Origin of the sequence: Brachyspira sp. G79 (assembly GCF_002379365.1) — a bacterium.
Lineage (GTDB): Bacteria > Spirochaetota > Brachyspiria > Brachyspirales > Brachyspiraceae > Brachyspira.
This window is the reverse complement of sequence record NZ_JQIU01000009.1, coordinates 180742-195536: the sequence shown is the minus strand read 5'-3', so window position 1 is coordinate 195536 and position 14795 is coordinate 180742. Positions and strand designations below refer to the sequence as shown.

The following is a 14795-nucleotide window of genomic DNA, read 5'->3' as shown; positions in this document are numbered from 1 at the left end:
ACTGAATTTACAAGTCCTAATATATCACCATTTGTATATTCCATATTGCTGTCAAAATATTTTCCGTATGATACAGCTTTGCCGCTTCTAATTAAATAAAAAGATTTTTTAGGATAATTATCCTCTATGAAAATGATAGAGGATTTTTTAAATGATACAATATTATTATAATTAATCATCATATACCCCCATATACATATGATAATACCATATTAACTTATAAAAAATATAAGTCAATACGATATAATTACTTTTCATACAAATAAAACACCAAATAAAAAGAGACCTTATAAAATTATAAAGCCCCTTTTATTTTATTTATATATATTTATATTATATGCCAAATCTTTTCATTATAACGTCAATATTTCTCAAATAATAAGCATAATCAAAACAGTCGTCTATTTCTTTATCACTTAAATATTTTGTTATATCTTCATCTTTATGAACATTCTCTCTGAAGTCTTCATTATTGAGCCATCTTTTCATTGCATTTCTCTGCACCCATCTGTAAGCATTGTCTCTGTCTATACCTTTATTAACTAAACTTATCAATATTCTTTGGCTGAATATTAAACCGCCTGTCTTTTCAATATTAGCTTTCATAGCATCTGGATATATTAAAAGTTTATCTACTATATCAATAAATTTATTAAGTGCATAATCAACAGCAATAGTAGAATCTGGAAGTATAACACGCTCTACTGATGAATGGCTTATATCTCTTTCATGCCAAAGTGTAATATCCTCAAGAGAAGCTAATGCATTACCTCTTACAATCCTTGCTAAACCAGATATTCTCTCACAAGTGATTGGATTTCTTTTATGAGGCATAGCAGATGAACCTTTTTGTTTTTCACTGAAATATTCCTCTGCTTCTCTTATATCTGTTCTTTGGAGGTTTCTAATTTCTGTAGCGAACTTCTCTAATGAGCTTGCCACTATTGCCAATGTAGTAAGATACTGTGCATGTCTGTCTCTTTGTATTATTTGAGTAGAAACTTTATCAGCTTCTATTCCTAGCTTTTTACAAACAATTTCTTCTATTCTAGGATCAATATTGCTGTACGTACCTACTGCCCCTGAAATTTTACCTACAGAAACTTGTTTTTTAGCCTCTTCTACCCTTTTTATATTTCTTTCGTTTTCATCATACCATAATATAAATTTTAACCCCAATGTCATAGGCTCAGCATGTATACCATGAGTACGTCCTATACAAGGTGTATATTTATGTTCTTTAGCTCTTCTTAATAATACTTCTGATAATCTTTTTAAATCATCAAGTATTATTTCAGCAGACCTTTTCATCATCACAGCCAAAGCAGTATCTTTAACATCGCTTGAAGTTAAACCTTTATGTATATACTGTCCACCCTCGCCTACATTTTCCTGAACAGCTGTTACAAATGATATTATATCATGATTAGTTTCTTTTTCTATTTCTGCAATTCTTTCTACTGTAAAAGTAGCTTTTTCTTTAATATTTTTTACTGCTTCTGAAGGTATCTCTCCAATTTCTGCCATAGCCTCGCATGCAGCAATCTCAACATCAAGCATAACCTGAAACTCATTTTGCAAGCTCCAAAGCTCACCCATTTCTTTTCTTGTATATCTTTTTATCATAGATTATTTATCCTTAATATAAAAAATTATAAAATACTAAATCATTATAGATAAAATCATAAATTATTTCAATTATTTTTTAATATTAGTTGTAATTTATAAAAAAAGAAATAGAATTATTTAGAAGTAAAAAATAAAAAACTAAAAAATGTTTTTATATAAAATTGGAGTAAAAAATGAAAATCTATGATTTAAGAAGTGATACTATTACAAAACCAAGCGAAGAAATGCGTAAGGCAATATACAATGCAGAATGCGGCGATGATGTTTATATGGAAGACCCGACAGTGAATAAACTTCAAAAAATGGCTGCTGAAATTACTGGAAAAGAAAAAGCAATATTTGTTTCAAGCGGTACTATGGGTAATTTAATACCTATGATGATATTAGGAAGAAAAAATAAACAAGTTTTACTAGAAGAAGAATCTCATATAGTTCATTATGAACTTGGAGGAGCTTCATCTTTAGCAGGAATTATGCCTCTTGCTGTTAAAGCTGATAGAGGAATACTAACAAAAGATATTGTAAAAAACTATGTTAAAGAACAGCCTTATTATATGTCATCTGTGAATATAGTTGAAGTAGAAAACAGTCATAACAGACATGGAGGAAGTGTTTATCCTATAGAAGTATTAAAAGAACTTTATGGTTTCACTAAATCAAAAAATATTCATCTTCATATGGATGGTGCAAGAGTTTTTAATGCCTCTATAGCGAGTAAAATCTCTGTAAAAGAAATAGCTTCAAATACTGATTCTATAACATTCTGCTTATCAAAAGGACTTGGTGCCCCTATGGGAGCTATGATATGCGGAAATAAAGATTTTATTGATGAGGCGTTCAGCATAAGAAAATTAATAGGCGGAGGAATGAGACAGATAGGACTTATGGCAGCAGCTGGTATATACGCATTAGAACATAATATAGAAAGTCTTGAAGAAGACCATATAAAGGCTAAAAAAATAGCAAAAGCAATAATTGAAAGTAAAATAGGTACTATTGATTTGGAGAATGTTGAAACTAATATAGTGATAGCAGACACTAAAGAGCCTTCATCAAATATATTATCCAAATTATCAGAACAAGGAATAAAAGCAAGTTCTTTTGGTGACTATAAAATAAGATTTGTTACACATAGAGATATAAGTATGGAAGAAATAGAAGATGTTTGTTCTATAATAAAAAATTTATAAAATATTTTAATATATACATAAACAATTACAATTTGTCAAAAATTAATTTTTTAATTTTAAATATTTGAAGTACTTTGCTGCAAAGCAAACAGTCTTGACACACACCAGTTCTTTTATTTGTATAAAAAAACAAAAGAGCTGTATTTTTAGCCTATCTTCAGATATTACAATACATTTAATACATATATCTGAAATATAAAGTTATGGTAATTGTGTTTTTCGCGAAGCGTTCATTTGGCAAAAACTTTTTTGTGTGTCAAAAAACTCGATAATTCTATATAAAGTGCATAGGTTGACAAAATAAAATTGTTCCATTATATAGCTCTATATACCTCAATGATTTTATTTTAGCAAAAATAAAAAATTATAATTGACTTTTTATTTTATATTTATAGAATTTATCTGTTAAATATTATTAAAAAATTTTAAAAAGAATAAAAATTGTTAGCATTTAAATATCAGCATGACAATAAAAATAAATAAGACGGAGAGTAATCTATGATTAGTATAATATCAGATATGGACGGAGTTATATACAGAGGAAATAATTTAATAGAAGGTGCAGAAGATTTCATAAGAATGCTATTATATAAAAATGTACCTTTTTTATTTTTAACAAATAATGCAGAACAAACTCCAAGAGATTTAAAAAGAAAATTAGAATCATTAGGTGTAAACGGACTTGAAGAAAAACATTTCTTTACAGCAGCACAGGCAACAGCGATATTTTTACAAAGACAGCTTGCAAACGGTACTGCATATGTTATAGGTACAGGCGGACTTGTAAGTGAGCTTTATAATGTGGGATACAGTATTAATGATGTTAATCCAGACTATGTAGTTGTAGGTAAAACAAGTGCTTTTAATTTTGATATGCTTCAGAAGGCTGTTCACCTTATAAATAAAGGTGCAAGATTTATAGGATGCAATCCAGATATAGTAGACCCAGCCCCAAACGGTGAATTAATACCTGCAGTAGGACCTATACTTGCCGCTATAGAAACAGCTACAGGTAAAAAACCTTATATTGTAGGAAAACCCAACCCTATTATGATGTCTATTGCCAAAAATCAGATTAATGCCCATAGTGAAAATACACTTATGGTAGGAGACAGAATGGATACTGATATACTAGGAGGACTTGGAGCTGGAATGAAAACTGCTCTTGTACTTTCTGGAGTTACCAACAGAGAAATGATAGAAGGATTTCCTTACAGACCAAATTATATATTTAATTCTGTGGCTGAAATAAATATAGAAAAATTTTAATTTACAAATAATATTTTAAATATATAATAATTTCCATTAAAGCTGTTTAATTTTATTAAGCAGCTTATTCTTTATTAATAAACTTATTCTTAAAAATCAGGAATTTTTATATGCCTAATTTATTATTTATTATAATGACTCTTTTATGGCTATCATTATATGTTTATATACCATATCAGGTTACCTATTTATCTTCTATTAATGTAAATACATCTATGATAGGCGTTATTATAGGAGTTTACGGTGCTGCACAAATGTTTTTAAAATTTCCTTTTGGGCTTCTTAATGATTATATAGGAAAATGCCGCTCTCTCATAATATTAGCAGGATTTCTAACTTCGCTTGGAGGACTAATAAGATTATTAAATACAAATCAATACGGCTTTTTTATAGGAGGAATATTATGCGGAATATCCGCATCTATTTGGACTGTATTTATGGTTTTATACGCTTCTTATTTTAATAAAAATGAAGAATACAAGGCTACAAGCAAGGCATTAGTTGCAAGCGTACTTGGTATGTTTATTGCTTTCCTAATAGCGGCTATTTCTTATAATAAACTTGGAATGAAATTTATTCTTCTTGTCAGCACTGTATCTGGAGCATTGGTATCAGTATTAGGACTATTCTTGAAAGACACCAAGCATAGTAAAAAAATGTCTTTTAATAATTTATTTTCAGTTATAAAAAATAAAAGATTAATAGTATTTTCTCTGCTTGCTGTAGTAATGCAAGGAGTACAAATGTCTGCTGTAATTTCTTTTACTTTAAATAGAATAAAAGAATTAGGCGGAACGGACAATAATGTTGGAATGGCATCAATAATAAGTATGTTTTTTGCTATAGTGGGAGCTTTTGTACCAAGCAAAATAAAAAATGAAAATAATATAAAGAAATATATACCTATATCATTTATAATTATGGCTTTGTACTGCATTATAGTTATATCAGTAAATAATGTATTTATTGTAATGGCTTCTCAGGTTCTGGGAGGTTTTTCTTCTGGAATACTAGCATCGCTTCTTACAAGCGAATCTGTAAAAGAAATAGATATAGATAAAAAATCATCTGCTATGGGATTTTTTCAGTCAACTTATTCATTAGGAATTTTTATCTTTCCTATAATAACTGGTAAATTAATAGATTTATATTCTATAAGCTTTGCCTATATTGTACTTGCAGTAATTGCTTTTTTATCATCTGCAATATCAATTTCTTATTATATTACAAATAAATGATAAAAAACAATTGCAAAAAAATAGTTTTATAATAATATATTACGCTTATTAATATATTTCTAGTTATATATTATTTCATAATACGCAAAATAAAATTTAGGAAAAATTTATGTCTGAAAATAATACATTAAATAACAATAATCTTGGATATATACTCGCAATACTCGCAGTTATAATATGGAGCGGAAACTTTGTAGCTGCTAGATTTCTTATACATTTTACTCCAATAGAAATTTCTTTTTACAGATGGCTAGTAACCTTTATAGTTCTTACTCCATTTTGTATAAAAAAATTAATAAAAAATATAAAATATATAAAAGGAATATGGTTTAAAGTTATAATAATATCTATACTTGGTGTAACAGTATTTAATACATTTGTATATTTAGCAGCACATACAAGTAATGCTACAAATATGTCTTTACTTGCTACATTATCACCTATTGTAATGGCAATAATAAGCAGAATAGTATGGAAAACTAAATTAACTATTCATCAAAAACTAGGACTTCTTATAGTTATAATCGGTGTTGTTATTCTAATAACAAAAGGAAGTATAGATGTACTTATGAGTTTAAAATTTGCCATAGGAGATTTATACATGCTGTTTGCTGTTATATTATTTGCTGTATATACTTTAACTTTAAAAGTAAAACCTAAAGAGATTTCTCAGTCAGCATTTTTTTATCTTATGGTTATAATAGGACTTATACCTTTAGCAGCAGCAATGATTTTTAAATATGCTTCAAACAATGTACATACTCTGGATACAAAATCAGCATTAATATTAATATATGTAGGAGTATTTCCTTCTGCCTTAGGTTTTATACTATGGAATATGGCTATTGCAAAAATAGGTGCTATAAAGGGAGGTATAATATATGATTCTATACCGTTCTTTTCATCTTTGGAAGCTGTTATACTTTTGCATGAAAATGTATTAGTATCTCAGATTGTAGGAGGTTTATTAATACTTGCAGGAATAATATACAGTACAGTAGGAGATAAAATAAAAAATAAGCAGTAATAATTCAAGTTTTTATTTTTATATTGAGATTAAAAAAGCCGCAGTGCAAAAAATATAATAAAATACTTATTAATTATGTTCGCATACTGCATAGTTATAAGTACAATCAGTAATTTATATATATTACAAGTTAAAATATTTATAAAAATAAAAAAGAGGCTAAAAAGCCTCTTTATAAAAAATAGTTTATATATTTTATGAAATATTAATTAAATTTTCTTAAGTCAGATCTATTTAAAGGCTTATATTGTGATTTTTCAGAATCAGGAACTTTAGTCCATTTCATAGATTTACCAAATACACCTGCTTTATCTAATGAACCTCTTACAGTGAGAGTTTTTTTATCTTCTGATAAAGACATCTTACCATTATATGTTTTACCGTCATAAGGATTATATATTTTTCCGCCTTTCCATTCTCCGTTTTCAAAAGAAAGCCCCATTAAATAAACCAAACCTTTTAGAGGAAGTTCTCTTAATTCTTTATTAGGATTTTTTACATCCTTTTTTTCAGGTCCGTTATATCCGCCTTTATAATCAAAAAAATAACCATAATATTTACCATTTTCATTATAAATCTCTACAACAGGTATTAATCCTTGTGAATCTTTCTCCGAATACCAAAGACCAACAACATCATTAGCACTTTGGGCTAAAAGCAGTAAATTTGAAAAAACTGCAAGTACCAATGAAATAAAAATTTTTTTCTTCATAATTTAACTTAATTCTCCAAATAATTTTACAAAAATATCATCACCTTTACAAATTATAAAACACAATTTTTTATTCTTTGGTAAAATTATTTTTTGGTTTTTTATTGTTTTGAGCCTGCAAATACATAGATATATCTGCAGGCCAAGACAATTTAATTTAATTTATCAACAAGGGATCATAAAACCTGAATTGCTATTTAATAAAAATTAATAATCACCGTATACTTATTTAACATGTAAATCTTTTATATAAAAATCAAAAATTAATTAATTTAACTTTCTTAATTCACTTTTGTTTAATGATTTATATTTAGGAACTTCACTACTTGGTAATTTTTGCCATATTATATTTTTTCCAAATATTCCTGCTCCGTCAACACTAGCTCTTATTTTTATCTCCCTACCATTATCTGATAAAGTTACTTTTGCATTATAGGTTTTACCATCATCTGGATTGTATATTTTTCCGTTTTTCCATTCACCATTAGAAAACTCTAAATCATATAAATAAACAAGCCCTTTTAAAGGTAAGTTTCTTAATTCTTTTTTTGGATTATTAACATCGTTTACTATATCATTTGAATTTTTATAAGCAAATGAATAGGCGTAATATTTGTTGTTTTCTTTATATATTTCAACTACAGATATTCTATTCTTAGAATCTGCCTGACTGTACCATAAACCTGTTATATCATCAGCATTCTGAGCAAAAGCTAATACATTAAACAAAAATGTAAAAATTAATATTGCAATTATTTTATTTTTCATTAAATTCTCCTTTTTAGTGATTTTAGTATAAGTGATAAACTAATAATTAGTCTATCACTTTACGCAAACATATTTTACTTAAACAAATTAATTAAAGCAGGTATCCATTGATAAGCTGTACCTATAGCAGTACCTACAACACCGCATAATAAAAATCTAAGCACTATATAAGGTTTTAATGGGAATAATATATTGCGTGCTGCTAAATATCCGCTTAATAAAGCACCTGTAAATCCTCCTCCGGGGAAGTTCCAAGCACTTGCAAAATGTAAGTTTTTAACAGTAGGCGATACCCTTACACATCTGCTTTTTTTCAAGTAAGTATCCTGTACAAATCCGTAAGGAGTACCGTCTGGTGTTTTAATGTATCTCTTAATTGTTTTTGGAGTGGCTACCTCATAATACTCTATATTATCTCTAAATCCTGGGTAATGCTGCTCTGCTCTGTCAATTAATTTTTCTGCCATTTCTTTTTTTCTTGCTTTATATTCTTCATCGCTCAAATCTTTCCACTCATCTAAAAATGAAGGTCCTGTAAGAACAGCAAATGAGCGGTTATCTCCATCTTCTACAAGTCCGCTGTCAATAGCAGAATAATCTACAAATACAAAGTTTCTGTCTTCTACTGGTATATGTCTCTGTCCTTTGCCATCTTCTTTGAAGTTTGTATTTAAAGTTTTTTCTGTAGTTATAAATGTGGAGTATGCATTATTAGGATAAAGCTCTGAGAATTTTTTCTTAAATATTATGTAAACTGTATAAAGTGATACTGAGTTTTTAAGTTTCTTTATTCTCTTATCTTCATATCCTTTAGGTAATAATTCATCATAAACTATTTGAGGAGCTGCATTTGCTATTACATAATCAGCATTAACTGTAATTTCCTGTTTTGCTCTTTTATCATAATAAGTTACTCCCTCAGCAATGTTTCCTTTTACATTTATTTTCTTAACCTCTGAAGAAACTTTTATCTCTCCTCCGTTTTCTTTTATTATATCAGCCAAAGCGTTTGATAAGTTCTGACTGCCTCCTTTAATAAAATAAGCAGAGTTATAATAAGCCCCCTGAGCACAAGCATGGTAATACCAAGTAAACTCATATGGGTTTTGGTGATAGTAAGTAATATTTATATTCAATATTCTTTTTAACTTATCACTTTTTATTATAGAATCCAAAACATCTCCAGTGTTTTTCTGCTTAAACAACTGATATAAAATCATAGGAAGTGTTGTTACTGGAAAGAAAAAATAATCCCAAAACTTCAAGTCATAAGGTACTCTTCTTATCATATACATCATTCTTGAAAGTCCTGCAAAGTATTTTTTTATACCTTCTTTCTCCTCTGGAAACTCTTTCTCTAAAGTATTTATAGCATTCTCATAACCTTCAGGTATAACCAAGTCTGTAGATTCTGTTTTTATTCTCCAAGTTTGAGGAAGCTGTACTAAATTGACTCTGTCATAAAGACCTAATTTGCTGAATATTACATGCTTCATCTCTCTATTTTTTTTAGCCATATCCAATTCATGAAGACCTACCTCAAATTTTACATTTTTTCTTTTGTATGCTGTAGCACATCCTCCCACTATATTATGGCTTTCTAATACTAATACTTTTTTTCCTTGTTTTGCCAAATAGGCTCCTGAAGTTAATCCTCCTAAACCAGAACCTATTATCACTATATCATATTTATTGTTAGTCATATTCATAATCTCCTTTAATCAATTTAAATTGTCTTTATCAGTTATAAGCGTTTTTATTATTTTTTGCTTATATATTAATAATAATATAAAAAATAAAAAATACAAGCAATTTTTATAAAAAATGCGTATATATAGTTCCTTTTTTTAAGGAATTTAATATTTTTTTATAATTTTGTATTATATGTATGATGAATTCAAAATATTTATTTGTTATTTTATAATAAATTATGATGAGGCACTCTATATTAGACTTGTTTCAAAACTAAATTTGTTAATATTTATAAATTTTTAATTTAATATTTTTTTATTATAGTTGAGTGTTCACAGCACAGTTCTTTTATTACGTCTTTCCGCCTGCTATGGTATGCCACACTAGTATGGACAGTCGAAATAACAGAAGTTACATAGCTTGATTATATAAGCTATATTATGTAACCAAGCATAATATAATAAACTCAAAAAAATAGTTTGTCAAGTACTTTTGAAACAAGTATAATTATAATCGGTAATATAAATAAAATTGTAATTGACTATAATTATTTGTATGATATTATATAAAAAATTTTATATAAACTTAAGGAGAATCACATGAAAAAAAATCTCATTATCACTTTCACCCTATTATCTATTATATTATTAATGGCAGGCTGTCAGAAAAAAGAAGCTGCTGAAACTCCTGAAGCTGTAAACTACAAAAATTTGACCGTAGATGAAGCTGCAGCACTAATAGTATCTAATCCTGATATTATAGTAATAGATGTTAGAACTCCAGATGAAATTAAAGAAACAGGTACTATAGAAAATGCTTCAAATATAGATTTCAAAGCAGCTGATTTCAAAGAAAAAGTATCTGCATTGGATAAAAGCAAAGAGTATTTATTATTCTGCAGAACAGGAAACCGCTCTGGTCAGGCATCTCAAATAATGGCTGATTTAGGATTTACTAACGTTAATAATTTAAAAGATGCAGGATACGATGAGTTTTCTAAAGCATTGATTAAATAATTTTATCATTATTTTATTATTATGAAATATAATTTTTATAAACAAAAAACCCTACATTATAAAAATAAAATCCCTCTTATTTTTCAATATTAATTAGATCGTGAATCTATAAAAAACATTCAAAATTATTATCATTATTATATAACAATTAATTATAAAAAATAGTATTTGTTACTATAGAACAATTAACAAGTATGGTAATATTATTTATTACACTTGTTAATTAACATTAATAAAATATTTATGGAGAAATTACAATGCATTTTTCAGAAATGTTAAAAAAATACGGTATTAATCTAAATAAAAAAGAAATTAAAACAATACAAATTAATACAGGATATGCCTGCAACCTCAATTGTTCTCATTGCCATGTGGATGCTAATAAAAACAGAACAGAAACTATAAAAAAAGAAGTAATAGATGACTGTTTAAAATTTATAAAAAACTGCGGTAGAGAAATTGATATTGATATTACTGGAGGAGCTCCTGAAAAATCAGAGTTTATAGAATATTTTATAAAAGAGCTTAGAAAATTAAAGAATGTAAAAAGAATAATATTAAGAACAAATTTAACTATTTTAGAAGATAAAAAAGAAATTATAGAAGTTTTTAAAGATAATAATGTGGAATTAACAGCCTCTCTTCCATGCTACACAAAAGAAAATGTAGATGAACAAAGAGGAAATGGCACTTACGAAAAATGTATAAATATACTTAAATATCTGAACTCTATAGGGTATGGTATAGATAAAAACTTAATAATAAATTTAGTTTATAATCCTTTAGATGATTATCTGCCTTCATCTCAAAAAGAACTTGAAAAAGATTATAAGACTAATTTAAAAAATGATCATAATATAGTATTTAATAATCTATACACTATAGCAAATATACCTATAGGAAGATTTGAAGAAAAGTTAAAGAAAAATAATAGATATGAAGCATATATGAAACTTCTTGAAGATAATTTTAATGCCTCAAATGCGTTTAAAGTAATGTGTCTTGATACTATTAATATAGGATATGACGGAAAGGTTTATGACTGTGATTTTAATCAAATGAAAAATCTTTTATCGCAGAATGCCAAATCTTATTATATAGGCGACTTAACTATTGATGATTTTAAAGATAATAATATACCAGTTGAAGACTACTGTTATGGATGTACTGCTGGAGAAGGAAGCAGTTGTCAGGGAAATTTATCTTAAATAAATTATTGAATTTAAAAAATCATTTTACTATACTTTATTATAATACATAAACTATTCGGAGATTTTTTATGCAAAGTAAAAATATACCTACTGTAAGATGGACTGGAGAAGAATTATACATACTTGACCAAACACTAATACCTATAATAGTAAAAGAAATAAAATTATCAAATGAAGAAGAGGCCTATAATGCCATAAAAGAATTAAAGGTGAGAGGTGCTCCCGCCATAGGTGTTGCCGCTGCATATTCTTTGCTTATAAACTTAAAAAATAAAACTAATTTAAATGCTCATGAGTTTATAAACTTTGTAGCAGAGAGAGCAAAATATTTGAACTCTTCAAGACCTACCGCTGTTAATTTGAGCTATGCCTTAAACAGAATGATAAATACTATAAAAAACAAAAAAGATAAATCATCTTTAGAATTATATAATATCTTAGAAGAAGAGGCTAAAAAAATACATTCTGAAGATATTGATATATGCCAGAAAATAGGAGAATACGGTTCAGAGCTTTTAAAAGATAATTGCGGAATATTAACCCACTGCAATGCTGGAAGACTAGCTGTAAGCGGAATAGGAACAGCACTTGCTCCTATGTATATAGCTCATCAAAAAGGAATAAAAATAAGAGTATATGCTGATGAAACAAGACCCCTTCTTCAAGGTGCTAGATTAACAAGTTTTGAACTTCAGGAGGCTGGTATAGATGTTACTTTAATATGCGATAATATGGCTGCTTTTATAATGTCAAAAGGACTCATTGATTTGGTAATAGTAGGCTGCGATAGGGTTGCTGAAAACGGAGATGCCGCAAATAAAATAGGCACTATGGGTGTTGCCATTTTAGCTAAATATTTCAATATACCTTTTTATATAGCATGTCCTTCTACAACATTTGATTTAAATACTGAAACTGGAAATGATATAGTAATAGAAGAAAGAGACTCTAAAGAAGTTATTAATTTTGCAGGAGTACAAACAGCCCCTTTAGATATGAAGGTAAGAAATCCAGCCTTTGATGTTACACCTAATGAACTTATAACAGGATTTATCACTGAAAAAGGAATAATAAAACCGCCTTACATAGAAAATTTAAAAACACTTCTAACTAAGTAGATAAAATATATAAAAAGGAGATATTAATATGGCTTATAAACAATTAAATATTAATACTATATCAGATTATTTAAAAACTATAGATGAAATGAAAAATATATTCTCAAGTTTTGATGATTTAATTATAACAGAAATTGGAGACGGAAATTTAAATTATGTATACAGCATTACAAATAAAAAAAATGATAATGAAACTGTAATATTAAAACAGTCTGTTCCTTTTTTAAGATGTGTTGGAGAAAATTATCCTTTAGAAAAAGACAGAATGAAAATAGAAATAAAAACACTTAAAGAACAATACAAATTATGTCCGAATTTAGTGCCTAAAATATATTATGATTCTGATGATATGTGTGTTGTTATAATGCAAAACCTAAATAAACATAAAGTACTTAGAGGAGAAATAATAAACGGAAGAAAATTTCCAAAAGCTGCAGAAGATTTAACAGATTTTCTTTCAAAAACATTATTTTTCACATCCGATTATTATTTGGACAGCAAAACCAAAAAAGCACTTACCGCTGAATATATGAATGCTGAATTATGCAGTTTAACTGAAGATTTTATTTTTACTCACCCATTTGAAGATAATGAAACTAATGTATTTTACGATGAACTAAATATAGAAAAAATAAAACAATTTCAAAGAGATGCTTCACTAAAAATAGCAGCAGCTGAAATGAAATATGCCTTTATGACAAAAGCAGAAGCGTTACTTCATGGTGATTTTCATTTAGGAAGTTTTATGGGCAATGAAGAAGAAACTTATATAATAGATCCAGAATTTGCATTTTATGGTCCTATAGGTTTTGATATAGGAAAGGCAAGTGCTAACTTTTTTATAGCTTATATATCTCAGGAATATCATCAAAAAAGACTTGGTACTAATTCTACAGAGTTTAGGAAATGGCTTTTTAATACTGCTAAATATATGATAACAGGTACTTTACAAAAATTTGAAAAATTATGGAAAAAACACTTAAAAGATACTAAGCCTCTATATTGGAATTATGATGAAGGGGAAAAACATTCTGAAGAATATATAAAAACTGTATTAAAAAGAATATTTAAAGATGCAGTTGGTTTTGCAGGCTGCGTACTTATAAGAAGAACTTTAGGACTTGCTAAAAATAAAGATATTGCTTCAATAGAAGATTTAAAAGAGAGAGCAAGGCTTGATTGGATATGCTTAGAAATTGGAAGAGAGTTTTTAGTAAATAGAGATAGTATTGATACTATAGAAAAAGTTTCTGATATTGTAAATAACTATTCAAGCATTGATAAAATCTAATTAGTTTTAATAATTTTAGGCTGTATGTTTTTAATTATATTTCTTATTAACTATAGCTTAAAATTATTTTTTATTATTTCAAAATATCAATCTGATTTTTCTGTATGATATAATTATACTTGTTTAAAAAAAATTTTTAAATACAAAATTATTTAATTTTTTAATCCTAATATTATATTTTATATTCATTTAATAATATAAATAATTTCATATAGTAAGATTATTTTCAATAGCTATTGTAATCAAAAAATATAAGTAATATTATTGAAATAAGAACATTATAAAATAAAACTATTGCAACATAAGAATATATAAGGTAAAATACAGCACATTAAAATTTTTAACAAAATAAAAATTGAGGATAAAATTATGAAAAGGTATTTAACAATAAAAAACTTTAGGAACATTAACCCAATATTAGAAAATGAATATGAGGGAATAAAAGAAAATGAATTAAAATACGGAAGATTATATCTTAACGGAGATATGAAACAAGGAGCTTTAATAAGTATAATAGGAGCTAACGGCATTGGAAAAAGTAATATACTTTCTGCAGTAGAAAAAGCTTTTACAGGCTGTATAGACGATAAAAGAGATAATCCCAAAATAGAAGGCTTTATAAACTGTAAACCAG

General features: G+C 27.3%; 12 protein-coding genes and 1 pseudogene. 9 read left to right on the top strand and 4 right to left on the bottom strand.

Annotated features, from left to right (window positions below; all coding sequences use genetic code 11):
* Positions 1-333: 333 nt before the first annotated feature.
* Entirely contained in the window at positions 334-1626 is a 1293-nt protein-coding gene (gene purB / locus KQ44_RS13815; RefSeq protein WP_096737939.1) for an adenylosuccinate lyase, read from the bottom strand.
* Between the two features lie 176 nt (positions 1627-1802).
* Between purB and KQ44_RS13810 the strand changes: the two genes are divergently transcribed.
* The 4 genes from KQ44_RS13810 (at position 1803) to KQ44_RS13795 (ending at position 6353) form a co-directional block, all read left to right on the top strand.
* Positions 1803-2819, top strand: a complete 1017-nt coding sequence (locus KQ44_RS13810) for a GntG family PLP-dependent aldolase (RefSeq protein ID WP_096737938.1) — start codon at positions 1803-1805, stop codon at positions 2817-2819.
* Positions 2820-3317: 498 nt separating this feature from the next.
* Positions 3318-4088: an HAD-IIA family hydrolase gene (locus KQ44_RS13805; protein ID WP_096737937.1), complete on the top strand. Its 771-nt coding sequence runs from the start codon at positions 3318-3320 to the stop codon at positions 4086-4088.
* A 110-nt stretch (positions 4089-4198) separates the two neighbouring features.
* Positions 4199-5326, top strand: a complete 1128-nt coding sequence (locus tag KQ44_RS13800) for an MFS transporter (RefSeq protein WP_096737936.1) — start codon at positions 4199-4201, stop codon at positions 5324-5326.
* A gap of 109 nt (positions 5327-5435) precedes the next feature.
* Positions 5436-6353: a DMT family transporter gene (locus tag KQ44_RS13795; RefSeq protein WP_096737935.1), complete on the top strand. Its 918-nt coding sequence runs from the start codon at positions 5436-5438 to the stop codon at positions 6351-6353.
* Between the two features lie 205 nt (positions 6354-6558).
* Here the strand turns inward: KQ44_RS13795 and KQ44_RS13790 are convergent, their stop codons facing one another.
* The 3 genes from KQ44_RS13790 to KQ44_RS13780 form a co-directional block, all read right to left on the bottom strand.
* Positions 6559-7065: a DUF2147 domain-containing protein gene (locus tag KQ44_RS13790; RefSeq protein ID WP_096737934.1), complete on the bottom strand. Its 507-nt coding sequence runs from the start codon at positions 7063-7065 to the stop codon at positions 6559-6561.
* Positions 7066-7332: 267 nt separating this feature from the next.
* Positions 7333-7833, bottom strand: coding sequence for a DUF2147 domain-containing protein (locus KQ44_RS13785; RefSeq protein WP_096737933.1), 501 nt, complete (start codon positions 7831-7833; stop codon positions 7333-7335).
* A 74-nt stretch (positions 7834-7907) separates the two neighbouring features.
* Positions 7908-9536, bottom strand: a complete 1629-nt coding sequence (locus tag KQ44_RS13780; protein ID WP_096737932.1) for an NAD(P)/FAD-dependent oxidoreductase — start codon at positions 9534-9536, stop codon at positions 7908-7910.
* Between the two features lie 588 nt (positions 9537-10124).
* Between KQ44_RS13780 and KQ44_RS13775 the strand changes: the two genes are divergently transcribed.
* The 5 genes and pseudogenes from KQ44_RS13775 to KQ44_RS13755 form a co-directional block, all read left to right on the top strand.
* Positions 10125-10541: a rhodanese-like domain-containing protein gene (locus KQ44_RS13775; RefSeq protein ID WP_096737931.1), complete on the top strand. Its 417-nt coding sequence runs from the start codon at positions 10125-10127 to the stop codon at positions 10539-10541.
* Between the two features lie 257 nt (positions 10542-10798).
* Positions 10799-11749, top strand: a complete 951-nt coding sequence (gene arsS / locus KQ44_RS13770) for an arsenosugar biosynthesis radical SAM (seleno)protein ArsS (RefSeq protein WP_096737930.1) — start codon at positions 10799-10801, stop codon at positions 11747-11749.
* Positions 11750-11820: 71 nt separating this feature from the next.
* A complete protein-coding gene (gene mtnA, locus KQ44_RS13765) occupies positions 11821-12870 on the top strand; it encodes an S-methyl-5-thioribose-1-phosphate isomerase (RefSeq protein ID WP_096737929.1) in 1050 nt (349 codons plus the stop codon).
* A gap of 28 nt (positions 12871-12898) precedes the next feature.
* Positions 12899-14161 carry an S-methyl-5-thioribose kinase gene (gene mtnK, locus KQ44_RS13760; RefSeq protein WP_096737928.1) on the top strand — a complete coding sequence of 421 codons (1263 nt, stop codon included), beginning with the start codon at positions 12899-12901 and terminating at the stop codon, positions 14159-14161.
* 369 nt (positions 14162-14530) lie between these two features.
* A pseudogene (locus KQ44_RS13755) lies at positions 14531-14795 on the top strand (ATP-binding protein); the annotation flags it as partial.

Bases quoted from the DNA above. Each gene is read 5' to 3' on its own strand.
- KQ44_RS13775 (WP_096737931.1), top strand. From the start codon at position 10,125: ATGAAAAAAAATCTCATTATCACTTTCACCCTATTATCTATTATATTA.
- KQ44_RS13810 (WP_096737938.1), top strand. From the start codon at position 1,803: ATGAAAATCTATGATTTAAGAAGTGATACTATTACAAAACCAAGCGAA.
- KQ44_RS13780 (WP_096737932.1), bottom strand. From the start codon at position 9,536: ATGACTAACAATAAATATGATATAGTGATAATAGGTTCTGGTTTAGGA.
- mtnK (WP_096737928.1), top strand. From the start codon at position 12,899: ATGGCTTATAAACAATTAAATATTAATACTATATCAGATTATTTAAAA.
- arsS (WP_096737930.1), top strand. From the start codon at position 10,799: ATGCATTTTTCAGAAATGTTAAAAAAATACGGTATTAATCTAAATAAA.
- mtnA (WP_096737929.1), top strand. From the start codon at position 11,821: ATGCAAAGTAAAAATATACCTACTGTAAGATGGACTGGAGAAGAATTA.
- KQ44_RS13795 (WP_096737935.1), top strand. From the start codon at position 5,436: ATGTCTGAAAATAATACATTAAATAACAATAATCTTGGATATATACTC.
- KQ44_RS13790 (WP_096737934.1), bottom strand. From the start codon at position 7,065: ATGAAGAAAAAAATTTTTATTTCATTGGTACTTGCAGTTTTTTCAAAT.
- KQ44_RS13805 (WP_096737937.1), top strand. From the start codon at position 3,318: ATGATTAGTATAATATCAGATATGGACGGAGTTATATACAGAGGAAAT.
- KQ44_RS13785 (WP_096737933.1), bottom strand. From the start codon at position 7,833: ATGAAAAATAAAATAATTGCAATATTAATTTTTACATTTTTGTTTAAT.
- KQ44_RS13800 (WP_096737936.1), top strand. From the start codon at position 4,199: ATGCCTAATTTATTATTTATTATAATGACTCTTTTATGGCTATCATTA.
- purB (WP_096737939.1), bottom strand. From the start codon at position 1,626: ATGATAAAAAGATATACAAGAAAAGAAATGGGTGAGCTTTGGAGCTTG.